General features: G+C 69.7%; 22 protein-coding genes. 15 read left to right on the plus strand and 7 right to left on the minus strand.

Annotation, left to right across the window (positions count from 1 at the left end; all coding sequences use genetic code 11):
* Nucleotides 1-403: 403 nt before the first annotated feature.
* Nucleotides 404-1,165, plus strand: coding sequence for a PP2C family protein-serine/threonine phosphatase (locus tag ACFWTE_RS18595; protein ID WP_378780767.1), 762 nt, complete (start codon nt 404-406; stop codon nt 1,163-1,165).
* A gap of 138 nt (nt 1,166-1,303) precedes the next feature.
* Here the strand turns inward: ACFWTE_RS18595 and ACFWTE_RS18600 are convergent, their stop codons facing one another.
* The 3 genes from ACFWTE_RS18600 to ACFWTE_RS18610 all read right to left on the minus strand — a co-directional run bounded on the left by ACFWTE_RS18600 (nt 1,304) and on the right by ACFWTE_RS18610 (nt 3,174).
* Entirely contained in the window at nt 1,304-1,981 is a 678-nt protein-coding gene (locus ACFWTE_RS18600; protein WP_378780768.1) for a copper resistance protein CopC, read from the minus strand.
* An 80-nt stretch (nt 1,982-2,061) separates the two neighbouring features.
* Nucleotides 2,062-2,640 (minus strand): copper resistance protein, encoded by a 579-nt coding sequence (locus tag ACFWTE_RS18605; protein ID WP_378780769.1) that lies wholly within the window; start codon nt 2,638-2,640, stop codon nt 2,062-2,064.
* Between the two features lie 270 nt (nt 2,641-2,910).
* Nucleotides 2,911-3,174 carry a WhiB family transcriptional regulator gene (locus ACFWTE_RS18610; protein ID WP_378780770.1) on the minus strand — a complete coding sequence of 88 codons (264 nt, stop codon included), beginning with the start codon at nt 3,172-3,174 and terminating at the stop codon, nt 2,911-2,913.
* Between the two features lie 780 nt (nt 3,175-3,954).
* On the opposite strand from ACFWTE_RS18610, the gene ectA reads away from it, so the two are divergent.
* From ectA to ACFWTE_RS18665, 11 genes are all read left to right on the plus strand, one after another.
* Nucleotides 3,955-4,458: a diaminobutyrate acetyltransferase gene (ectA, locus tag ACFWTE_RS18615; RefSeq protein WP_378780772.1), complete on the plus strand. Its 504-nt coding sequence runs from the start codon at nt 3,955-3,957 to the stop codon at nt 4,456-4,458.
* 92 nt (nt 4,459-4,550) lie between these two features.
* Nucleotides 4,551-5,816, plus strand: coding sequence for a diaminobutyrate--2-oxoglutarate transaminase (gene ectB, locus ACFWTE_RS18620; RefSeq protein WP_378780773.1), 1,266 nt, complete (start codon nt 4,551-4,553; stop codon nt 5,814-5,816).
* Between the two features lie 132 nt (nt 5,817-5,948).
* Entirely contained in the window at nt 5,949-6,350 is a 402-nt protein-coding gene (locus ACFWTE_RS18625; protein WP_378780775.1) for an ectoine synthase, read from the plus strand.
* A gap of 523 nt (nt 6,351-6,873) precedes the next feature.
* The gene (ehuB, locus tag ACFWTE_RS18630; protein ID WP_378780801.1) at nt 6,874-7,725 is read left to right on the plus strand and encodes an ectoine/hydroxyectoine ABC transporter substrate-binding protein EhuB; all 852 of its coding nucleotides are present in this window, start codon (nt 6,874-6,876) and stop codon (nt 7,723-7,725) included.
* Between the two features lie 7 nt (nt 7,726-7,732).
* On the plus strand, nt 7,733-8,461 hold the full coding sequence (ehuC, locus tag ACFWTE_RS18635; protein WP_378780776.1) for an ectoine/hydroxyectoine ABC transporter permease subunit EhuC: 729 nt from the start codon (nt 7,733-7,735) through the stop codon (nt 8,459-8,461).
* Nucleotides 8,458-9,096 (plus strand): ectoine/hydroxyectoine ABC transporter permease subunit EhuD, encoded by a 639-nt coding sequence (gene ehuD, locus ACFWTE_RS18640; RefSeq protein ID WP_378780778.1) that lies wholly within the window; start codon nt 8,458-8,460, stop codon nt 9,094-9,096. The genes ehuC and ehuD overlap by 4 nt, the downstream gene beginning before the upstream one ends.
* On the plus strand, nt 9,083-9,925 hold the full coding sequence (ehuA, locus tag ACFWTE_RS18645; RefSeq protein WP_378780780.1) for an ectoine/hydroxyectoine ABC transporter ATP-binding protein EhuA: 843 nt from the start codon (nt 9,083-9,085) through the stop codon (nt 9,923-9,925). Before ehuD ends, ehuA begins: the two co-directional genes overlap by 14 nt.
* A gap of 230 nt (nt 9,926-10,155) precedes the next feature.
* Nucleotides 10,156-11,088: a CPBP family intramembrane glutamic endopeptidase gene (locus ACFWTE_RS18650; RefSeq protein WP_378780781.1), complete on the plus strand. Its 933-nt coding sequence runs from the start codon at nt 10,156-10,158 to the stop codon at nt 11,086-11,088.
* A 208-nt stretch (nt 11,089-11,296) separates the two neighbouring features.
* Nucleotides 11,297-13,399 carry an RNA degradosome polyphosphate kinase gene (locus ACFWTE_RS18655; protein WP_378780783.1) on the plus strand — a complete coding sequence of 701 codons (2,103 nt, stop codon included), beginning with the start codon at nt 11,297-11,299 and terminating at the stop codon, nt 13,397-13,399.
* Nucleotides 13,396-14,439 (plus strand): NUDIX domain-containing protein, encoded by a 1,044-nt coding sequence (locus tag ACFWTE_RS18660; RefSeq protein ID WP_378780784.1) that lies wholly within the window; start codon nt 13,396-13,398, stop codon nt 14,437-14,439. The genes ACFWTE_RS18655 and ACFWTE_RS18660 overlap by 4 nt, the downstream gene beginning before the upstream one ends.
* Before the next feature lie 56 nt (nt 14,440-14,495).
* A complete protein-coding gene (locus ACFWTE_RS18665; protein WP_378780786.1) occupies nt 14,496-14,939 on the plus strand; it encodes an SRPBCC family protein in 444 nt (147 codons plus the stop codon).
* 126 nt (nt 14,940-15,065) lie between these two features.
* Here ACFWTE_RS18665 and ACFWTE_RS18670 read toward each other — a convergent pair whose 3' ends face one another.
* Nucleotides 15,066-15,422: a hypothetical protein gene (locus ACFWTE_RS18670; RefSeq protein ID WP_378780787.1), complete on the minus strand. Its 357-nt coding sequence runs from the start codon at nt 15,420-15,422 to the stop codon at nt 15,066-15,068.
* Nucleotides 15,423-15,692: 270 nt separating this feature from the next.
* On the opposite strand from ACFWTE_RS18670, the gene ACFWTE_RS18675 reads away from it, so the two are divergent.
* Complete coding sequence (locus tag ACFWTE_RS18675; protein WP_378780802.1) at nt 15,693-16,388, plus strand: M50 family metallopeptidase; 696 nt, start codon at nt 15,693-15,695, stop codon at nt 16,386-16,388.
* 184 nt (nt 16,389-16,572) lie between these two features.
* Here ACFWTE_RS18675 and ACFWTE_RS18680 read toward each other — a convergent pair whose 3' ends face one another.
* Together ACFWTE_RS18680 and ACFWTE_RS18685 are read right to left on the minus strand one after the other, a co-directional pair.
* Nucleotides 16,573-16,926 (minus strand): STAS domain-containing protein, encoded by a 354-nt coding sequence (locus ACFWTE_RS18680; protein ID WP_378780788.1) that lies wholly within the window; start codon nt 16,924-16,926, stop codon nt 16,573-16,575.
* A gap of 592 nt (nt 16,927-17,518) precedes the next feature.
* Nucleotides 17,519-19,828, minus strand: coding sequence for a hypothetical protein (locus tag ACFWTE_RS18685; protein WP_378780789.1), 2,310 nt, complete (start codon nt 19,826-19,828; stop codon nt 17,519-17,521).
* 398 nt (nt 19,829-20,226) lie between these two features.
* Here ACFWTE_RS18685 and ACFWTE_RS18690 point away from each other — a divergent pair, with 398 nt between their 5' ends.
* Both ACFWTE_RS18690 and ACFWTE_RS18695 read left to right on the plus strand, forming a co-directional pair.
* Nucleotides 20,227-20,712 carry a hypothetical protein gene (locus ACFWTE_RS18690; protein ID WP_378780790.1) on the plus strand — a complete coding sequence of 162 codons (486 nt, stop codon included), beginning with the start codon at nt 20,227-20,229 and terminating at the stop codon, nt 20,710-20,712.
* Nucleotides 20,713-20,809: 97 nt separating this feature from the next.
* Nucleotides 20,810-21,079 carry a hypothetical protein gene (locus ACFWTE_RS18695; RefSeq protein WP_378780791.1) on the plus strand — a complete coding sequence of 90 codons (270 nt, stop codon included), beginning with the start codon at nt 20,810-20,812 and terminating at the stop codon, nt 21,077-21,079.
* Between the two features lie 108 nt (nt 21,080-21,187).
* Here the strand turns inward: ACFWTE_RS18695 and ACFWTE_RS18700 are convergent, their stop codons facing one another.
* Nucleotides 21,188-22,282 carry a CaiB/BaiF CoA transferase family protein gene (locus tag ACFWTE_RS18700; RefSeq protein WP_378780792.1) on the minus strand — a complete coding sequence of 365 codons (1,095 nt, stop codon included), beginning with the start codon at nt 22,280-22,282 and terminating at the stop codon, nt 21,188-21,190.
* Nucleotides 22,283-22,459 lie beyond the last annotated feature (177 nt).

Consider the following 22,459-nt stretch of genomic DNA (forward strand, 5'->3'; position numbering starts at 1 on the left):
GCCAGACGCCCCAAGCGCGGACAACGTACGGCCGATCTCGCACCGTGCCCCAACGCGGCTTCGGGGCGGACCGTAATCCCCCGAGACCCGCTGTGCGCTGCGGGTTCTCCGCACCGGCCGATCGGCCCTGTCGGGTACGCCTGGACGCCGCTACTGTCGGACCGGAACAACGGAAGGCCGCCTCACACACCGGGTGCACATCCGTCACAGCACTTTTGTCGGCCGGAACCGGTGCGGGAACTGCATATCCGGGTGTTTTCCGCCATGATGTACGCGGATTTTGACCGACTCCAGCAGTAGGTCGGTACGGTTACAGAATCCAGACGTTGAACGGGACTCGACCAAGGTCCGGCGCGTGGCGCCGGGCAACCGGCCACGGCCGACGAAACGGGAGGAAGGGCGTATGGGTGTCGCTGGTGGGGAAGTCATTGTCACGGCCCTCACGCACCGGGGCGCTATCCGCCCCGCCAACGAGGACGCCGTCGTCATGGGTGCCCTCACCGTCGCCAGTGCGAACATGACCTCGCCGGTCCGCTGTGTGCTGCCGGTGAGCGAGCCCGTCATCCTGGCGGTCGCCGACGGGATCGGCGGACAGGCCGCAGGGGAGATCGCGTCGGAGCACGCCGTGCACCGCATGGCCGAGATGGGGCCGCGGCTCAACGGCCCCGAGGAGATCGCCCAACTGCTGAGCAACATCGACGAGGAGATCAAGGACCACGCCCTCCAGCACACCGAGTTCTCCGGGATGGGGACCACGGTCGCTGGCGTCCTGCTCAACAGCGACGGCAACTTCTGGTTCAACGTCGGAGACTCCCGCACCTACCGCCTGGAGGGCCGCCGTCTGAGGCAGCTCTCCGAGGACGACTCCCCCGCACTTCCTCCCTCGGAGGACGGCCGCCCGGTCACCACCAACTTCATCACCCAGTCCCTGGGCGGCAGCTCCGGCGGTTCGATGGTCCCGCACGTGGGGCGCGACGACGCTGCCGACCCGAGCGCGTGGCTCATGTGCAGTGACGGGCTGTCCGACCTCGTCATCCCCGAGGATATGGAGCGGATGATCGCGGAGGCGGGCAGTGACGAGGCCGCCGTGCACGCCCTGTGGCAGGCCGCCATGGAGGCCGGCGGCAAGGACAACATCAGCATCCTCCTGGCCCGCCGCGTCTGAGTCCGGCTCCGGCACGCGCCGGGCACGGGTCCATGCCCGTGGGACCCGGTCCGGCGGGAGCCGAGGACGAAGGGGCCCGTACACCGCGCGGTGTACGGGCCCCGTCGTGTTCACGGGCCACGCGGGCCCGAGCGACTCCTACCTCTGGTCACCGTTGCCCGGGCGGTTGCGCATGCGGGAGAGGACGAGCACCACCGCACCGATGCCCGCGACCGCGACCACGGCGACCACGGCCAGTGCCGTCAGGGAGACACCGCCCCCGTCGGTCTCCTCGGCGGAGACCTCCTCCGCCGCGGGCTCCTCGGCGGGCTCGTCGGCCTCCTCGGCGGAGGGCGGCCCGCTCTCTCCCGCCTCGGGCTCCGGGGCCGCGGCCGCCACGGCCTCCTCCGTGACCGTGAACGCCAGGCTCTCCTGGATGGGGTGGCCGTCGGAGGACACGACACGGAACCCGATGGTGTACTCACCGGCCTGGTCCAGCGGGCTCAGCGCCACGGACACGTCCACGTCGTCGAACGTGAGCTCGCCGTCCTCGTAGGTGGTCTCGCCGTCCGGCCCCGTCACGACGACGGCGCTGCCGCTCCCACCCTCCATCGGCGCGTTGTTGAAGGTCAGCACGACCTCATCGGGGACGGTCTCCAGGGTCTCCCCGTCCTCGGGGGAGGACCCGGTCAGCACGTCGTGGGCCAGTGCGGGCGAGGGCGCCAGTGCCAGGGCGGCGACGGCCAGGGGCGCCAGGAGGACGGTGGCCGCGCGCGGGAACAGGCGGGGAGCGGCCCCGGTCTCGGGGGCGGGGGAACTGCTGCTGGTGGTGGTCATGTTCTTCTCTCAGCGTTCGTGTTCGGTTCGGGCCCGGTGCACGGGTCTCCTCCGGGGAGGGGGTGCGCGGGGCGGGCCCCTCAGGCGGCGAGGGCGTGCGAACCGGGAGGACCCCGCGGTCGGTGCGCCGAGGGCGGGGCGGGGGAGGGCGCCGGGGAACGGTCCGGGTACCGGACCGGCGAGGGGGCGCCGAACACGAGGCCGGGGACGAGCAGCGGCGGCACCGCGCGGGCGAGCAGAGCGGCCAGGAACCACAGGGCCGCCTCGCCGTGGGCGAGCAGTGCCGAGGCGAGCAGGGCGGCCCACAGGTGCGCCAGCAGCATGCCGGGTGCGAAGCCGAGCGCGTGCGCGAGGATCCCGTGGCCGGTGTGGTCGGAGTCGGCGCCGAGGGCGCCGAAAGCGGGATCCGCCGACCCCTGGAGGACGAGGTGCAAGGCGACCTGGACCGTCGCCATGACGGCGAGGATGTCGCCGAAGCCGCGCATGGAGCGGGTGAAGAGCCAGAGCACGGGGAAGAGCACCGCGGTCGCCGCGGCGAACCCGCCGGCGGAGGCGGGGACCTCCGCCCACAGGTTGTGGCCGCCCCAGGCGAGCCCGGTGCACGCCGCGGCGAGGGACGCCGTGCGTGTGAGGCGGAGTGTGCCGTGAGCGGGTCGCACGTGAACGAACCTAGGCCGTGCCCCGAGGGGCCGCAAGATCCCCCAAAGGTGAGAACCGCGCCTTTCCGTTCGCGGCACGGGGCGGCACGGGGCGGGGCTCCGCGGTGCGGCACCTCACGGCTCCGGTCGGGCCGGCAGCCCTTCGCATCACGGTGCGGGCGCCCGGAGCGCTTCTCTCGTCAGGCCCCACCGGGTCGGGCTTCGCACATCGCCCCGGGCGAGACCGCCCGGGCGGGCGCTCCGACCCGAAAGCCTTCCGGACAACACTTCCTAACTGGCCGGTACGAGCTCGCGCCGCATGTAGCGGCGCTGCTCGGGGGTGGTGCCACCCCAGACCCCGTGAGCCTCGCCGGAGCGGAGGGCCCACCGCAGGCACTCCTGGCGCACAGTGCAGCTGCCGCAGACGGCGACGGCCTGTTCGGTGTCGGCGCGCCCGATCCCGGTGCTGCTCACCGGGAAGAAGATCTCCGGGTCGTACGAGCGGCAGTTGCCCTGCTCGACCCAGTCCTCGCTCTCGTGGTACAGGCGGTTCACGGGACGCCTCCGATCCGTGGCTTGGTCCATGGTCCTCGGACCGCGCCGTGTTCCCACGGCGAGGCCCGCACCCTCCGCCTCGCCGAGGTTCCCGTCGACCGGTGGAACTGCGGCGAAGCGATGCGACTAAGTGTAGTACTACATGAGGTCGTACTACACGGAGTCTGCTGCAAATCCACCGAATCATCAAGAGCCTTCGCCCGTGTCGGGGTTCCGCCCCGTCGGGTGCGTGCCCGTCCCGGGCCGCGCGTGCGGGGCGTACCGGTACTGGAGGGGGTGAAGGAAATTCCAGCGCACAGACCTTTTTCTGCGCCCCAGCGCGTAGCGTGTGACCTGAGCCGCCATCTGACCGGGTGTTATGTCGCGAGGTTCCCACCGAATTGATGTGACTTAACGCACGCTTAATATTGCTTGGTATGACTCTATGTTTGACCCTGTCGGTCGGCCGCCGCGCGAGGTGACGGCTCCGAGGCCGCGCGCCTGGCGGGCCCGGTCCGATCGCCGAAGTGCCTGATCAACAGGGTGTGGATGGCGGAACCCGCGCCTTCGGGACACCCCTCGAAGGCCCTGCTCGGGGCTCTGGTCCGCTGCTAAATAAACGGGCCATACCCGATGCGAACCTCTCCAAACATCTGCGCGGAATCTCTCCGGAACCTCATTGACATTCGTTCGCTAAGTTCGATCGACGTGCCACATCTACGAACGAACCTCCAAGCACGCGACCGAACTGACACCGGGGCCGAGAGCCCTGAGACCACAGAGGCCGCGGGCCGTGGGGACGTGTGCCTAGCGCACCCCTCCCCGGAGGACGGGCCGCACATGTGGCGGCTGGCTCGGGAGACGGGAATGGATGTCAACTCCCCGTACGCCTACGCACTCTGGTGCAGGGACTTCGCTGCGACCAGCGTCGTCGCACGCGACGACGCCGGCCGTGTCGCGGCCTACGTCACCGGGTACGTGCGTCCCGACAGCCCCGACACGTACTTCCTCTGGCAGGTCGCCGTCGACTCCGCCTTCCGCGGACAGCGGCTGGCCCGCCGGATGCTCGACTTCATCGGTGACCAGATCACCGACCGTGGTCTGCGCTACCTCGAAGCGACCGTCACACCCGACAACACCGCTTCGCGCGCACTGTTCGCGTCGTTCGCCCGGGACCGGGGTGCCGAGGTCGTGTGGAGTCCGCTCCTGACCGGGGAACACTTCCCCCAGGAGGGCGACGCCCCGCACGATCCCGAGGACCTGGTACGCATCGGCCCCTTCGACCCGACCGGGTCAGGGGCATGACGACCATCCGCAGCGGATCGACCGATCCCGACCCACCCCGTCGTCCAAGCCATGAGCCCACGAACCTGGGGAAAGGAACCGAGGTACACACGATGGAGACCTTCCAGCGCCTGGAGTCCGAAGTCCGCGGATACTGCCGGAACTGGCCGGTCGTCTTCGACAGGGCGGTCGGAAGCCATGTCTACGACGAGACCGGTAAGCCCTACCTCGACTTCTTCGCGGGAGCGGGCTCGCTCAACTACGGGCACAACCACCCCGAGCTGAAGACCTCGCTCATCGAGTACCTGACGGACGACCGCATCGTCCACAGCCTCGACGCGTACAGCGTGGCCAAACGCGACTTCCTGCAGACCTTCGACGAGATCGTCCTCAAACCGCGGGACCTCGACTACAAAATCCAGTTCCCCGGCCCGGCGGGCAACAACGCCGTCGAGGCCGCGCTGAAACTGGCCCGCAAGTACACCGGCCGCTCGACGATCGTGAACTTCACCAACGGCTTCCACGGCATGACCCTGGGCGCCCTGGCCGTCACCGGCAACTCGATGAAGCGCGGTGGGGCGGGAGTCCCGCTCGACCACGTGGCCACGATGCCGTTCGACAACTACCTCGACGGCCGCACGCCCGACTTCCTGTGGCTGCGCAGCCTGCTGGACGACAGCGGCAGCGGCCTGGACAAGCCGGCCGCGGTCATCGTCGAGGCGATCCAGGGCGAGGGCGGCATCAACGTCGCCAGTGCCCAGTGGCTGCGCGAGCTCTCCGATCTCTGCCGCGAGTACGAGATCCTCATGATCGTCGACGACATCCAGATGGGCTGCGGCCGCACCGGAGACTTCTTCAGCTTCGAGGAGGCCGGGATCACCCCGGACATCGTCACGCTGTCCAAGTCCATCAGCGGTTACGGCCTTCCCATGGCGCTCACCCTGTTCAAGCGCGAGCTGGACGTGTGGGAGCCGGGCGAGCACAACGGCACCTTCCGCGGTTTCAACCCGGCGATGGTGACCGGGGCCGAGGCGCTGCGCCGCTTCTGGAGCGACGACGCCTTCGCCGCCTCCACCAAGGCCAAGGGCGACATGGTCGCCGCCCGCCTGGGGGAGATGGCCTCCGAGCACTCCGACTTCGGGGCGCACGTGCGCGGTCGCGGCCTCGCCCGCGGTCTGGCCTTCGAGCAGCCCGGAATCGCCAAGAAGCTCGCGGCCGAGTCGTTCGACCGCGGCCTGCTCCTGGAGACCTCCGGTCCCGAGGACGAGGTCGCGAAACTTCTTCCGCCGCTCACCTCGACGGAAGAGGAACTCACCGCCGGGCTTGACATCATGGCTGACGCGGCCCGTTCCGCGGTCAAGGTGGCCCAGCCCGCCTAGGGGAGACCCTGGCAGCGGTTCCACATCCACGCGGTACGGGGTCGGACGGCATCCCTCAGGGGGGTCGTCCGGCCCCGCGCCGCGTCGCCCCACCCGAGCAAGGCGCAGCAGCGCGTTTCAAGGAGGAAACCAGTGATCGTTCGCAGCATGGACGAGATCAACGACACCGAGGCCGACATCAAGACGGAGAACTGGCGCAGCCGCCGGATCATCCTGGCCAAGGAGAAGGTGGGTTTCTCCTTCCACGAGACCGTCCTGTACGCGGGCACCGAGTCGACCTTCTGGTACGCCAACCACGTCGAGCTCGTGCACTGCATCGAGGGCGAGGCGGAGCTGACCAACGAGGAGACCGGGGAGAAGCACACCATCACCCCGGGCACCCTCTACCTCCTCAACGGCCACGAGAAGCACACGGTCCGCCCCAAGACGGACTTCCGCGTGCTGTGCGTGTTCAACCCGCCCGTGACCGGGCGTGAGGTCCACGACGAGAACGGTGTCTACCCGCTCGTCGTCGAGGAGGACGCCCCCGCGTAGGGCGCCACACGGCAGGAGGTGGGCGGGGTCCGCGTGGCGGACCCCGCCCACGGTCGTCACCTGGGTTTTGATGATCCTCTCTGGAGCGGGACTCGGGGGCGGGGTGAGGGGAGAACAGCGCATCGGTGAGTCGACACCCCAGTGTGACCGGGTTCCGGACCCAGGGTCACCAGTCACAGGTGACCCGCCCTGAGCAGGTGGAAAGCCGGGTAACCCGACGACCGCGTATCCATAACCAGTGCATAACGGACTAAACATGTCTTGTTACTGCTGAGTGTGCTCGGGGAGAGAGACCCCGTACCAGCGCCGCCGCTCCGTGTCCCGACCGGCGGCCGCAGCCGCGGTCCAGCGCCGCGCACCGCCCGCACCAGGCGTCCCACCATCCGAATGCGCGGCGCACCCGCCCTGTGCTCTGGGCGGGAGCGTCGCTCTCGCGAACCATCGAGGAGCAGTCGTGAAGAAGCAGGTACCAGCGATCAGCCGAGGCACCTGGGGCCGCCGAGACGCACTCCGACTGGGAGGGGTGGGGCTCGCCACGGTCGGTCTCGCCGCCTGCACCCGTGTCGACGGGGGCGGAGGCGGGGAGGAAGGGGGGCAGTCCACCCTGGAACGCCTGCGTGAACAGGGCTTCGTGAGCGTCGGCCTCGCCAACGAGATCCCGTTCGGCTTCATCGACGGCAGCGGAGCGCCCGCCGGGCAGTCCCCGGCCGTGGCCCAGGCGGTCTTCGAGGAGCTGGGCGTTCCCGAGATCCAGCCGACCCCCGTCACCTGGGACGGCCTGATCCCCGGACTCCAGGCGAATCGCTTCGACATCCTCGCCGCCGGCGTGTTCATCACGCCCGACCGCTGCGAGCAGGTCGCCTTCAGCGAGCCGACCGCGACGTCTCCGGAGGCCTTCCTCGTCAACGAGGGCAACCCCGAGGACATCCAGCACTTCACCTCCTTCGTGGACAACCCCGACCTGACCGTGGCCGTCCTCAACGGCTCGGTCGAGCAGAGCTACGCCGAGCACTTCGGGGTGCCCGAGGGTCAGATGGAGCTCATCCCCGACCAGACCACCGGCTACGAGCTGTTGGAGTCGGGCCGGGTCGACGCGATGTCCATGCTCAAGGTCTCCCACGAGTACCTCCTCATCGACCGCGGCGGCCCCTTCGAGGTGACCGAGGCGTTCTTCCCGGAGATCGACGGCCGGGAGGAGAAGGGCTGGGGCGGTCTGTGCGTCCGTCAGGACGAAACCGAGCTCCTGGAGGAGATCAACCGCGTCATCGCCGAGTTCAAGGAGAGCGGACGCCTCCTGGAACTGGGCGAGGAGTGGGGCTTCACCGAGGCGGACCTGCCCGACGACGCGACCACCGCCGAACTCTGCGAGGGATGACCACGACGTGGAATTCCTGATCGAGCAGCTACCCCGATATCTCGACGGCGCTCTGATCACCATCCAGCTCACCGTTGGTGGCAGTGCGCTGGCCTTCGTGCTCGCCATGGCCTTCGGAATCCTGGGCACCATGCGGCACTGGCTGCCCAGAGCCGTGGCCACGGTCTACGTGGAGGTCTTCCGAGGGATCGCCGCACTGGTCCTGATGTTCTGGATGGCGTACGCCCTGCCGTTGGTGTCCGGCTTCAAGCTGGACGACACCTTCGCGGCGATCGTCGCCCTGGGCATCAACGTCGGTGCCTACGGCGCCGAGGTGGTGCGCGCGGCCATCAACGCCGTGCCCAAGGCCCAGGTCGAGGCGACCGTCGCGCTGAACATGTCGTGGCTCCAGAGGACGCGCCTGGTGGTGCTCCCGCAGGCGTGGGCGCAGATGCTGCCCACGTTCGGCAACCTCGTCATCGAGCTCATGAAGGCCACCGCGGTGGCCTACCTCATCGGTGTGGCCGACCTGACGGCCGTGGCACAGCAGATCCGCTCCGCCACGGGTGAGACGGTCCTGGCCTTCACCGGGGCCCTCATCCTCTACTACCTGATCGCGCAGGTGCTGATCTTCGGCATGCGACTGCTCGAACGCCGCGCCAACCGCAAGCTCGGGCGGACCCCGCCCGGAGGCACCGGTCTGCTGGCGCTCCTGCGGCCCCCGTCCGCGAGCACGAAGGTGGGTGTCGCCAAGTGATCTGGGACTTCGAGTTCACCCTGGAGGTCATGCCCGACCTCCTGCGCGGTCTGTGGGTCACCATCCAGGCCACCGTGTTCGGCTACCTGATCGCCCTGTCGCTGGGCCTGGTGATCGCCATCGTCCGCCGGGTCCCGGTGTTCGGGGCGATCGTCCACTTCGTGATGGAGTTCATCCGCACGACGCCGCTGCTGGTGCAGCTGGTCTTCGTCTTCGCCCTCGTACCGGCGGGGTTCTCCCCCCTGCTGGTCGGCATCATCGTCCTGGGCGTGCACTACGCGGCCTACACCGCCGAGGTGTACCGCTCGGGCATCGAGGGCGTGGCCAAGGGCCAGTGGGAGGCGGCGCGCGCGCTGAGCCTCCCGTCCCGGCGCACGTGGGGCGCGATCGTGCTGCCGCAGGCGATCCGCAAGGTCATCCCCGCGCTGGGCAACTACCTCATCGCGATGTTCAAGGACACCCCGCTGCTGTTCGCCATCACCGTCGTCGAGCTCTTGGCCACCGCCCAGCAGGTGGGCCAGGCGAGCTTCAAGATCGTGGAGGCGTTCACCCTCGTGGGCTTCCTGTTCCTCCTCGTGAGCATTCCGTCCGCGATCATCATCCGACGACTGGAGCGACGCTATGCCGCCGTCTGATACCCCAACGAACGCACAGACCCAGGGTGTCGGGGCCGAGGCCCAGGGGAACTCCCTGATCGTCTTCGACCAGGTGGTCAAGCGCTTCGGGGACCTCACCGTGCTCGACCACCTGGACTTCTCGGTCGACCCCGGCGAGCGGGTCACCCTGATCGGTCCCAGCGGTTCGGGCAAGACCACCATCCTGCGACTGCTGATGACCCTGGAGAAGGTCACCGAGGGCGTCGTCTGGGTGGGCGGCGAGCCTTTCAGCCACATGCCCCGCGGCGGTGCGGGAGGCCTGGCCCCGGCCAGCGAGAGCTACCTGCGCGAGCGCCGCAAGCGCATCGGCATGGTCTTCCAGCAGTTCAACCTGTTCCCGAACATGACCGTGCGGCAGAACATCATCGAGGCCCCGGTGCACGTCCTGGGGACCCCCAAGGAGCAGGCGAACGCGAAGGCGGAGGAACTGCTGGAACTGGTGGGCCTGGAGGACAAGATCGACGCCCACCCGACCCAGCTGTCCGGCGGTCAGCAGCAGCGCGTGGCGATCGCCCGCGCACTGGCGATGAGCCCGGAGATCCTCCTCCTGGACGAGGTCACCTCGGCGCTGGACCCTGAACTGGTCGCCGGTGTGCTGGACGTCCTGCGTGAGGTCGCCGAGAGCACGGACATCACCATGCTCTGCGTGACCCACGAGATGGGGTTCGCCCGCGACGTGTCGCACCGCGTGCTCATGTTCGACGCGGGTCAGATCGCCGAGGAGGGGACCCCGGAGCAGATCTTCGGCGACCCGCAGGAGGAGCGGACCAAGACGTTCCTCAAGTCGGTCCTGGACAACGGGGACTGACACGGGCTTTCGTCAGCCCCGCCGCCGGCCAGGACCAGTGCGGGTCAGGGAGAGTTCGCGCGGGGAGTCATCACGGGGCGGCCCCGAGCCGGTACACGGCTCGGGGCCGCCCCGCCCCGTCTCCCGGGCGAGGGCCCAAGACTGATGGCGACATACCGTAGTCACCAGGAAGCTTTTAGCTATCTCTTGGGCAGAATGAGAGTCCTGATACGGGAGGGGCTCTTGTGACCATGGTGCGAAGATGGGGGCTCGCCTGGTGGTCCGCCCTCGCCGTCCTGCTCGTCGCGGTGCCGATGCTCACCCACCCCGCTCTGCGCTCCGACGTCCTGGGCGACTCCGCCGTCCTCATCCTGATCTCCTGGACGCCGATGCTGGTCGGCGGCCTCCTCGCCTGGGCCCTGGTCAGGTGGTTCGGGGCCCGTGACGAACTGGACCGCAGGATCGCCGCGGCGATGGTCGGCCACCCGATCAATAGGGAACTGGTCTGGCTTGCGGCCTGCCTGGGCGGCTTCGTGCTGACCATGGTGCTGCTGTCGATGATCTTCGGCATGTACGAGGCGACGATCGGCGCCAACCTGGCGATGTCCGAGGCCCTGGTGTCCCGGCTGCTGTTCCTGTTCACCCTGCCGCTGCTGGCCATGGACCGCTCCGGTGTCACGATCGACGGGAAGGGCACCGCCATGCCGTCGGTCGCGCTGAAGGTGACCGAACCCTGGCGCTGGCTGGGCCTGCTCCCCGTGGGCGTCGCACTCGGCCTGATCGGCTACCTGCTCATCCCGCACACCGGGCTCCCCCGCCCGTCCTTCCCCCTGCTCGGTTTCGTGCTCGCCTTCGCCGTCGTCGCGGTCTGCGAGGAGATCTTCTTCCGGGGGATGGTGCAGAGCCGCCTGGAGATCCTCATGGGGCGGTGGGGCGGCATCCTGGCGACCTCGGTGGTCTTCGCGCTCACCTACGCGGTCATCCAGCCCTACGACGCGGTGTCGCAACTCACCGGGGTCGACCTCGTGTACGACACCGGGCTGGCCCTGCTCACCTACGCCTCCGCCGGCCTGCTGTACGGCTACCTGTGGGCCTGCTTCCGCAACACGTGGATCAACGTCATCATGCGGATCGGGATGTTCGTCATGATCATGCCGCCGAACCTTCGGATCGGCATCACTTAGCTCCCTTCGCGCGCGTCCGCCTGCGTCCCCGGCAACCGAGGGGCGTCGTTTTCGCGTCCGTGGTGCGAAAGCTGGGCAATCTATGCGCGAAAATCCCGGGCGTTCGCGGCCGGGTGGGTACAGAAGCTCCATAGAGGCCGCATGGAGGTCATTTTCCCCTCACGGGGTTGTCACCGTGCGGTCATGAAAGAGGGGGAGTCTGCCCACTGTGAGCACGGAATCAGCGCCAACGCCAGCGGGTCCCACCACCGAGCTGCCCGCCGACAGGTTCATGGATCGAGAGGAGGGGTGGCTCCGGTTCAACCAACGGGTCCTGGAACTCGCCGAGGACGAGGACATCCCGCTCCTGGAACGCGCCCGGTTCCTGGCCATCTTCTCCAGCAACCTCGACGAGTTCTTCATGGTCCGGGTCGCCGGACTCAAACGCCGCCTGGCCACCGGGGTCGTCGTGGCCTCCTCCAGCGGACACCGGCCGCGCACCCTTCTCGAACGCATCTCGCGGTTCACCCATGAGCTGATGCTCCGCCAGGCCGCCTGCTTCGAGGACAGCGTCGCCCCCGGCCTGAGGGCCGCGGGCATCCGCATCGTCCGCTGGAGCGATCTGGACACGGACGAGCGCGAGTACCTGCACGGCTACTTCCTGCGCTCCGTCTACCCGCTGGTCACCCCCTTCGCGGTCGACTCCGCGCACCCCTTCCCCTACATCTCCGGCCGCTCCCTCAACCTCGCGGTCACCGTCCGCGACCCGCTCGACGAGCGCCGCATGTTCGCCCGGGTCAAGGTGCCCAGCGTCCTGACGCGCTTCATCGAGCTGGGCCCCCGGCAGAGCGGCCGGTTCGTCCCGATCGAGGACGTCATCGCCGCCCACCTGCCCCAGCTCTTCGAAGGCATGCAGATCCTGGAGCACCACGCCTTCCGTGTCACCCGCAACGCCGACCTGGAGGTGGACGAGGACGAGACCGACGACCTCGTCACGTCGTTGGAGAACGAGCTCCTGCGCCGCCGCTTCGGCCCCCTCGTGCGCCTGGAGGTCGAGGACAGCATCTCCCCCGAGGTCCTGTCGATCCTCACCGAGGAGCTCGGCGCGGAGGAGGAGGAGATCTACCGCGTGCCCGGCCCGCTCAACCTCGCCGGGCTGGCCCAGATCGCCGACACGGAGAGGCCGGAGCTGCGCTACCCGCCCATGGTCCCGGTCGAACCCCGCAGCCTGACCTCGGGGGACCTGTTCACGACCATCCGGGAGCGGGAGGTGCTCGTCCACCACCCCTACGAGTCGTTCGCCACCACCACCGAGCGGTTCCTGGCCCTGGCCGCCACCGACCCCGAGGTCGTGGCGATCAAGCAGACCCTCTACCGCACCAGCGGCGACTCACCCATCGTCGAGGCGCTCATCGAGGCCGCACGCGCCGGCAAGGAGGTCGTGGTCCTGGTCGAGATCAAGGCCCGCTTCGACGAACAGAACAACATCCAGTGGGCGCGCAAGCTCGAACTCGCGGGCTGCCACGTCGTCTACGGCGTCGTCGGCCTCAAGACGCACTGCAAGCTGTCCATGGTCATACGCAAGGACGACGACGGGCTGCTGCGCCGCTACTGCCACGTCGGCACCGGCAACTACAACCCCAGCACCGCCCGCGTCTACGAGGACTTCGGCCTGTTCAGCGCCGCGTCCGAGGTGGGAGAGGACGTCAGCGAGCTGTTCAACAGCCTCACGGGATTCTCCCGCAAGAAGCACTACCGCCGTCTGCTCGTCGCCCCGGCCGCACTGCGCGAGGGCCTGCTCCGGCAGATCGACCAGGAGATCGAGAACAGCCTCAAGGGAGAGCCCGCCCGCATCCGGATCAAGGTCAACTCCCTGGTCGACGAGGAGATCATCGACGCCCTCTACCGGGCCTCGCAGGCAGGTGTGAGCGTGGACCTGTGGGTGCGCGGCAGCTGCGTCCTCCGCGCGGGCGTCCCCGGCCTCTCCGAGAACATCCGGGTCCGCAGCATCCTGGGGCGCTTCCTCGAACACTCCCGCATCTTCGTGTTCGCCAACGGCTGGCGGCCGCAGGTGTGGATCGGGAGCGCCGACCTCATGCCGCGCAACCTGGACCGCAGGGTCGAGGCGCTGGTGCGGGTCTCCGACTCCGATCAGTGCCGCCGCCTGGTCGGCCTGATGGACCTGGCGATGGCCGAGAGCACCTCGTCCTGGCGGCTCGAACCCGACGGCACGTGGACCCGGCACACCCGCGGCGAGGACGGGCAGCCCCTCGTCGACCTCCAGGACAGCCTGCGCGGTGACCGCCACCTGCGAGTGGTGGAGAGCGGATGAACGGGATGACGGAGGACGGCGCGGACGCTGCGGGCCCGCACGGAAACGGCGGGCAGCCCCCGGAGGGGGCGGGCCCGGTCGAGGGCGTGCGTGTGACCAGTGCCTTCCCGCCGCGTGACACGGCGGTCGGGGGCTACCTCGAACCCATCCGCGCGGGGGGCGCCCTACTGTGGCGCGCGGGCGCCGGCGGAGGCACCGAGGTGGTCCTCATCCGCCGCCCCGACCGGGGCGACTGGACCCTGCCCAAGGGCAAGCTCAAGAACGGCGAGCACCCCGTCACCGGAGCGGTCCGCGAGGTCGAGGAGGAGACGGGGCTGACCCCGCTGATGGGACGCAGGCTCCCGCCCCAGCGCTACCTGAAGGACGGGTGGCCCAAACAGGTGGAATGGTGGGCGGCCACTCCGGACCACCCCGACGGGACGATCGACTACCAGCCCAACGAGGAGGTCGACCTGGTCGAGTGGGTTCCGGTGGAGGAGGCCCGGGACCGGCTCACCTACGACCACGACGCCCAGGTCCTCGACAACTTCCGCGCCGGGCCCGCCACCACCTTCCCCGTCATCCTGTTGCGGCACCTGTCGGCGGGGGAGAAGCGCGGATGGCCCGACAGCGACCTGTTGCGCCCACTGGACGAGGCCGGGCGGTCCGATGCCCTGGCGCTGCCCGAGGTGCTCGGCGCCTACGGGAGGCCCCGGGTGGTGTCGTCGGCCGCCGCACGGTGCACGGAGTCGATGCTGCCGTACGCCGTGGAGCACGATGTGCCGATGCGGACCGAGCGCGCCTTCACCGTGCGGGAGGGCTCACAGTACGACGTGGAGGAGGCGCAGGAGGCGTTCGCGCGCCTCGTCGTCGAAGGGCTGCCGACGGTGGTCTGCACGCACGGCGAGCTGGTCCCGAAGCTGATGTCCGAGGCGCTCACCCGGCTCGGAGCGCCGGTCACGCAGCAGCTGGGGCTGCGCAAGGGGTCGTTCTGGGTGGTGCACGTGGATTCCCGCTCGGGAACGCTGGCGGGGGTGGAGCGGCACGCGATCCGCGGCTGACAAGGCTTCGCCGGACCCGGCGGGGACACGTCGGGCGGCGGTGACATGATGCGGTCATGGCCAAACACAAGGTTGCGCGGAGCGTCGTGGTGGACGCTCCCGCCAAGCGGATCTTCGACATCGTCGCCTCACCGGCGCTGCACTCCGAGTTCGACGGCTCCGGCACGGTGCGCGGCACCCACTTCGGTCCCGAGAGGTTGGAGAGGGGCAGCGAGTTCGGCATGGACATGCGGATGTTCGGTGTCGGCTACCGGATGGCCAACCGGGTGGTGGAGTACGAGGAGAACCGGCTCATCGCCTGGCGCCACGCGGGCCCCCACCGCTGGCGCTACGAACTGGAGGAGCTGCCGGAGGGCGGCACCCGGGTCACCGAGACCTTCGACTACTCGCGGGGGTTTCCGGCCTTCTACGTCCTGATGGGGATGCCCGCGAACAACGGGCGCAGCATCGAGAGGACCCTGGAGCGGCTCAAGGCCGCTGCGGAGCGGGACGGGAGCTGAGCTCCTCCTGATTCTCGGCCCGCAGACCCTCGCGGGCGCACGGCGGCGCCCACGGCCCCTGGCCGTGGGCGGTGCTGTACGCGTGGGTCCGCGGCCGCGGTGGAGCGGGCTTGGACGCGTCGGCTACTAGTAGCCGGGGTGGACGGCCGCGGTCTCCGCGCCCTCGGTCGTCTCGGCTTCCCCAGCCTCCCCAGCCTCCTCGGTCTCGGCGGCCTCGACGGCCTCGACGGCTTCCTCGGCCTCGACGGCCTCGGTGCTCCCGGTCTCGGCCCCTTCCACGGGGGTTACCTGCTCCGCCTCGGCGGCCTCGGCCTGGTCCTGCCAGTGGCCGTCGTAGCCCACGTGGCCGAGCGGCGAGGCGATGAGCTGCTCGACGCCGTTCATGGCGTCGTGGCCGATCCACGCGGAGGCGGGCGAGGCGGCGAGACCGATGGCCGCGCCGGTAGTCAGGGTGATGAGGGCGAGTCCGGCGATACGCTTCACAACAGAATCCTCACTAAGAGTAATCGTAAAACTACTGACAGTAGTTAATGTAGGTCGATCTCTCCTGTTTGGCCAGTTCATCGGTGCCGTTTGTCCGTGTCTTCCTTCCAGGTGGGCCGTCATCCACAGGGCACCCGCAGCACTCGTCCACATGCCCTAAAGTTCGGCAAGGGCCCGTATTCTCCGCGTCTCCCGGCAACCGTGGCGCGCACCGGGCGGGCCCGTCGACGGTACGCCGAGCAGGAGTCAGGGGCAGTGGTGGGAACAACCTTGGGTGACGTGTGGCAGGAAGTCCTGTCCGTGCAGCCGGAGCCGGAGCGGTGGATCATCATCGCCGCGGCCGTCCTGGCCCTGGCAGCCGTCCTGCTCGGCCCGCCGTGGCGGATCGGGCGCAACGTCGTCACCATCGCCCACGAGGGCGGGCACGCGCTCGTCGCGCTGCTCAGCGGCCGGCAGCTCACCGGCATCCGGCTCCACTCGGACACCTCCGGTGTGACCGTCTCCCGAGGCAAGCCGACCGGCATCGGCATGATCCTGACCGTCTTCGCCGGCTACATCGCCTCGTCGGTCATCGGACTCCTGGGCATCCTCATGCTCATGTCCGACCGCATCACCGCCCTGCTGTGGCTGAGCATCCTCGTGCTCGCCGCGATGCTCCTGATGATCCGCAACGTCTACGGCGTGGTGTCGATCGTCGCCACGGGCGCGGTGGTGTTCGGTATCAGCTGGTTCACCCCGACCGAGGTCCAGGCGGCCTTCGCCTACCTGTTCATCTGGTTCCTGCTCTTCGCGGGCGTGCGCCCGGTCTTCGAGCTCCAGGCGCAGCGCAGACGCAACCCGTCCCCCCACTCCGACGCCGACCAGCTCGCCAGGCTCACCGGTGTACCCGGCACCCTGTGGGTGGTGGTCTTCGCCCTGGTCAACCTCGCGGTGACCGCGCTGGGTGTGTGGCTGCTGCTCTTCTGAGGGGTTCCGGCCGGCCCGCTGCCCGGCAGATGGCCGGTTCCGGACACGCGGCGGTCCCGGACACGCGGCGGTTCCGGACACACAGAAGGGCGCGGCCCCGTGGTCGCGCCCTGTGCATTGCCGGGAGGGCCGGTGCGGCCCTCGCCGACCGGGGAGCGGGTCGGGGCTCCCCGTCGGAGAACGGTCAGTTCACACGCGGCGCGGCGAGCGCCTCGGAGACCGTGGTGAAAACGGGGATGCGCGTGTCGAGCGACGTCACCCGCAGGGTCTGCATCACCCGGTGGATGGGTGAGGCGATGGCGAGGACCGCCTGCTGCTCCTTGGCGGCCTTGTGCGCGCGGATGAGCACGCGCAGACCACTGGAGTCGATAAACCGCAGGTCGGCGCAGTCCAACACGACCCGCCCGAACGGCTGTGTGGTCAGGGCCTGGGTCACTGCCTCCTGGAAGCGGTGCTCGGTGGCCATGTCGATCTCCCCGTCCAGCGCCAGAACCCGTCCGGCGTCGTGCAGGGTGGAGGAGATGTTCAGGTCGGGCATTGCGACTCCGGCGTATTCGGGACGTGCCCGAGGGGTCGGCGACACAGGCCGTACGCCGCTCCACGAGCGCGTGCCGACCGATACGTTCGCGGCGTTACCGCGGTGGCCAAGCTGATGGTTCATCAAGTTCCTTGCGTGGTGCCCCGGGTTGGAACCGGGAACGAAACGCCTTCTCACCTGGGTGTCCTGGGGACTCCGCGCGGAGCGCGGATGTCCGTCGAACGTGCGAACCCGGATCGAAAGTTCCTGGGCGTGTCCCGTCCTGCGGATGGCGGCGGAGACGCGTGGTGCGTCGTGGGACGCGTCGCTTGTCGCTTCGGGCCACTCCCAGCCCTCTGCAACTGTGAACCCACTCGTGGGAGCGGGCATTCCCCCGAGGTCGGGGGTGGCCTGCTGGGGCGGCGAAAACGGGGCCGCGCCCGTGTACTGGGCGGTCTACCCGGGAGACCTGCAGTCCCCGGCCGCTGCTGTCTTTCCTGAGCGGACCCGCCCAGCCTCGCACTTTACCATAAGGCCGTGGCCGATTCGTGACGTGAGCGACGCAAGGTCGTGCTCGTGACGTTTGCTCTGCCTGTGCTGCATGAGGTATGGATCACAGGCAGTGGGCGTTCTCGGTCGGTTCGCGGCCGGGTGTCTGGTCCAGGTCCTCCCGCTGGACCGCCCACACACACGCGGAGAGCGTCAGCGGAACAGCCACGGTGAGGGCGATCGCGGGAATCGCCACCCCCGAGTCGTTGGCCCCGAAGCCCGTGAGGGCGGTGACCAGCGATCCGGTGAGCCCGGCCCTGAGCGTCGGCGCGTACTCGTAGGCACGCTGGAGCGCTCCGATCCGCCACTTGGTCGGCCGGTTGAGCACGACGAACAGGAAGACCAGCGCGCAGGCCGCGAGCAGGGTCAGCTGCCAGTTGCCGAGGGTCCCCAGCATCGCGCCCAGTTTGCGGGTCAGCACGGTTCCGGCCTCCCCGTTCACCACCTGCGCCGCGAACGCCCCCAGATGGCTGCGCTCCTCCGGCGGGCGCAGGTAGTCCCGCCACGACAGCACCGTGATCGCTGCCACCGCCATCAGCCCCACCGCCGCCAGCCGGACCGGTGTGATCCTCACCCCGGCGATCATCATCGTCGTCACGGCGAGACCAGGGATCAGGGCGATCACACCGCCGAAGTCGGTGCCCAGGCCGGGCCAGCCGATGATCAGGACGGACGCGGCCCCGACGGTCAGGGTCGTCGCCACGGCCGCGCGTTGCCGACCCCGGGCGATCAGCTCGTGGGCGACCCCGGCGACCGCCATGAGCATGCCGGTCGCGAACGTCGCGAAGGCGATGTTCCCGATCCCGTAGAACCGGCCTCCCACGATCGGCGAGTAGCCGGTCGGCGAGTTCATCTGGAGGTTCGCCCCGAAGCACAGGTCGAGGAAGAGCACCGCCGTGGTCGCCCCCGCGACGACCGTCATCGGCCCCAGGATGCTCCGTCGCCACGGCCCGGCCACGGCCAGCGCCACCACCAGCGCGTCGGCGGTGACCACACAGGCGAGCAGCGCCACCAGCGGGCTCTCCGAGGCCCACCACGGGATGAGGTTGGCCAGGTAGCTGGCGACGGGGAACGCGGCACCAGCCAGTGCCACGATGCGCGTCACCGACAGCACCAGGGCGCGCTTGCCGCGCTGGTGACCCGAGTACCGGTGGAGGGCGTACGCCGCCGCTGCGTAGATCAGGAGCTGGAAGGCGACCAGCCCGCTGAAGAAGCCGGGGATCGCCGCGCCCACGACCACCGCGGCGGTGTTGAAGTCCACCAGGCGAACCACGGCCTGCTCGACTGTCGGCGGCCGGTCCGTCAGGTGCCAGACCCGCCCGCTGGTCGGCGCGGTCGCCTTCAACCCCAACGCGGTCAGGACGGTGGGCGTGGTGTCGGTCAGGGCCACCAGTCCCGGGCGACGCGTCGACTCCGACGCCAGGAACGCCTCGCTCCCGGAGAACCCCTCCTCGGTGATCTCCCCGTACAGGGCCGCGGTGAGCTGTGAGGGGCCGGTGTCCATGGACACGCCGACGACCATCAGGGACGAACCGACGGGGAGGATCCGCTCCAGAGCCCTCAGACGGCCGTCCAGGTCGGCCAGCGCCTCCTCACGCGCCCATTCGGGGACGTCCTCGGGGTCGGGTTCCGGAGGTTCCTCCGCGTCGGCCGCCCCCCGTGTCCCCGGGGGGTCGGGGTACAACCGGGTGAGCTCGGGCAGTTCCACGGCGGCCAGGGACACTCCCGCCAGGCGTTCCGTGGTCAGATCGAGCGGACCGTCGACGTAGTGGTCGACACGGCCGGAGGTGTCGGCGACGCCGAGGGCGGCGCCGGGGCCCGCGGCCAGGGTCGTTCCCCCGGAGTCGCGGACCGTCTGCCCGAGCACGCCGATGGGGGCGGAGAAGGACGAGCGCTCGTTCACCCGCACGTAGGAGTCGAAGCCGGGGACGACCGCTCCCGAGCCGTCGCCCTCGGGTTCGGGAGCGGCCTCGCACACCGTGAAGCGCTCGCGCTCGGACAGGGCGCGCTGTCCCGCCGACACCGACAGCCAGCCGTCGGTCGGACAGGTGCGTGAGGTGGCGCTGCGGATCGACACGTTGCCGACGGAACCGCCTTCGGCCATCCCCCACAGGGTCGGTGTGTGCTCAGGGGTCACGTCCTGCCACAACAACCCTGGCACGCCCACCAGAATCACCGGGCCGCTGCGCCTGTCTCCCGGGCCGGGGTCGTCCCCGGCACGGAGGGCCGCCACCGGTGCGGGCGCTGCGGAGGCCGGGGGCGTCGCCGGAGCCGCTGTGGCGGACGCGGACACCAGCACAGCTCCGGACAGGAGGAGGGATCCCAGGCGCGCACCCCAGCGCGCAGCCGCCCCTCTGACGAGCCGTCGTGGCATGGCGAACCCCCCAGTCGCGCTCAGCCGGACTGGCCACGATAGTGATCATCCGCGCCGGGTAGGGGGACCCGCGGGATCCGGGCGCGTGTGGCGGCCCGCACCCGGTCCGGGCCCGCGCCCCTTCACCACCCGGGTTTCGGCGTGGCCGTGGCTGCGACGCTAGAGCTGATAATCACTGGCCCGGGCTCCGAGTACATTCAGCAGGGCCAGAGCCTCGGCGCCGGGGGATCCTGGCGGCGCGCTGTAGAGCACGAGGTGGAGGTGGGGAGAGACGAATACCGATCACGCGATCACCGGCCTCCGCCAGATTCGCGCCCTGGATACACTGCTCCCCGCCCCGACCGGAGGTCATCTCAGTGTTACCTACACGAGTATTCGCCGTTGCCCCGCTGGCTCTGGTGATTCTCACCCTGTCCGGGTGCTCTTTCTGGGGCTGCACCGACACAACGGCGGAGCGCGGTAAGGCCGGTGCCAGGGTGGAGGTCGTGGACACGGAGGGGCAGCCTCTCGGCGTCACCGCAGCGGTCGTTGACTGGCGCCTTGAGCCCCACCCGCAAGTGCCCTCCGAAGGTGACCGGGTCCACTTCTACTTCCGCTTCGACGGCGCCGACGAATATTCCGACCCCGCAGTGGACGCCTGCGCGGTCGACAAGGAGCGTGTGGCGTTGGGGTGCCAGGCGGTTTACTCGTCCCAGGCGTTCGGGCCGGCCGACGATCCCCTCACGGGCGACGACTGGCTCGCCGTCGAGCACCCTGAGCAGGTTGCCGAAGTGTTGTTGATCCCCAATGACCAGTCCTACGACCGCCCCACCTGTGAAGTGGACATCAAGGACGGTGGCGGGATGCATCCTCCGGAAGCACCCAGCAGGGGGGACCAGCTGTAGGGAGGTCAAGGCGGTTGAACGCGTCGGCGACCCACCGACCCCGGTCCCCGAACCCTTCGCCGACCTGTTGCTCCAGGCCAAGGATCAGCGGACCGATATGAACACCACCAACCGGCATGCGGCCTGGCTGTTCCCCGGCCGCAGGGCCGGGCGCCCCACGCACCCGCACAGCCTCGCCGACCTGATCCGCGACACCGGCATCCCCGGAACAGCGGTGCGCACCTCCGCGCTGCGCCAACTCGTGCCCCAGGCCCCCGCTCCGGTCATCGCCCGGGCGCTGGGCTTCCATGACAAGACCACCACCCGAGTCGTTGCCCAGGCGGGAGGGACCTGGAACCGCTACGCCCTCAGCGACCACACACAGTGATCGAAGCGGTGGGGCCACGGAGAATACCGATCACTCGATCAACGGCTCTTACCAGTCCCGTCCCCCGTCGAGGGGTGGGCCGGTGGCGACCCGTGACCGCGGAACCGGTCAGGTGGTGATGCCCCACTCCCGGAGCGTCGTGTCGGTGTCGGGCTGCTCGCGTCCCCGGGTGACGCCGCCCGGGGTGCGGTCGAAGCGCGGCGCCGGGCCGGAGACCAGCCGTTCGCCGTCGCGGACCAGGGACCCGCGGGCGCGCACGTGGGGATGGTCGGGGGCCTCCTCCAGGGACAGGACCGGCATCACGCACGCGTCGACACCGTCGAACACCGCGGCCCACTCGTCGCGGCCGCGGGTGCGCAGGACCTCCGCGAATCGTGCGCGCAACCGGGGCCAGCCCGACCGGTCCCACTGGTCGGGGAGGTCCTCACCGGTCAGCCCCAGGCCTGCCAGGAACGCGGCGTAGAACTGGGGCTCGATGCAGCCCACCGAGACATGGCCGCCGTCCGAGCACTCGTACACGTCGTACCAGGGGGCACCGGTGTCCAGGTAGTTCGTCCCGCGCTCGTCGCTCCAGGAGCCGCGCGCGCGGTCCTCGTGCACCATCGACATGAGCAGGGAACTGCCGTCCACCATGGCGGCGTCCACGACCTGGCCGAGCCCGGAGGTCTGCCGCTCGACCAGGGCGGCCAGGATCCCGGTGACCGCGAACATGGTGCCCCCGGCGAAGTCGCCGAGGAGGTTGATCGGCGGCACCGGCGGTCCGCCGGCGCGACCGATGGCGTGCAGGGCGCCGTTGACGGAGACGTAGTTCATGTCGTGTCCGGCGGTGTGGGCGAGCGGACCGTCCTGGCCCCATCCGGTGACCCGGGCGAACACCAGGCGGGGGTTGAGTGCGCGGCACGCCTCCGGGCCGAGCCCGAGGCGTTCCATGACGCCGGGGCGGAACCCCTCCAGGAGGACATCGGCGCGGGAGACGAGGTCGAGGGCGAGAGCGCGCCCCTCGTCGGACTTGAGGTCGGCTGCCAGGACGGTGCGCCCCTCGCTCATGTGGGGGCCGCGGGATCCGGCGTTCATCGCGTCGGCGGCCGGAGGGCGGTCCAGTCGGATGATGCTGGCGCCCAGGTCGGCGAGGAGCATCCCGGCCATCGGTGCCGGGCCGATCCCGGTGAACTCGACGACACGGATTCCGGTGAGGGGTCCCATGGGTGCAGGCCTCCAAGCGAGCGAGCTGACTAGAACGTCGTTCGGGTCATTGTGCAGGTTCCGGGCCGGGGGCGCCACGGCGGTGTCCGGAGAAGGCTACCGAAGAAGAAAAGGAAAAGGGATGACTAAAGCTGACAGAAGGGCCGCCCTTTTGGTCAAGTAAAAAACGTGGTCCGC

The organism is Nocardiopsis sp. NPDC058631 (genome assembly GCF_042716955.1).
Classification (GTDB): Bacteria; Actinomycetota; Actinomycetes; order Streptosporangiales; family Streptosporangiaceae; genus Nocardiopsis.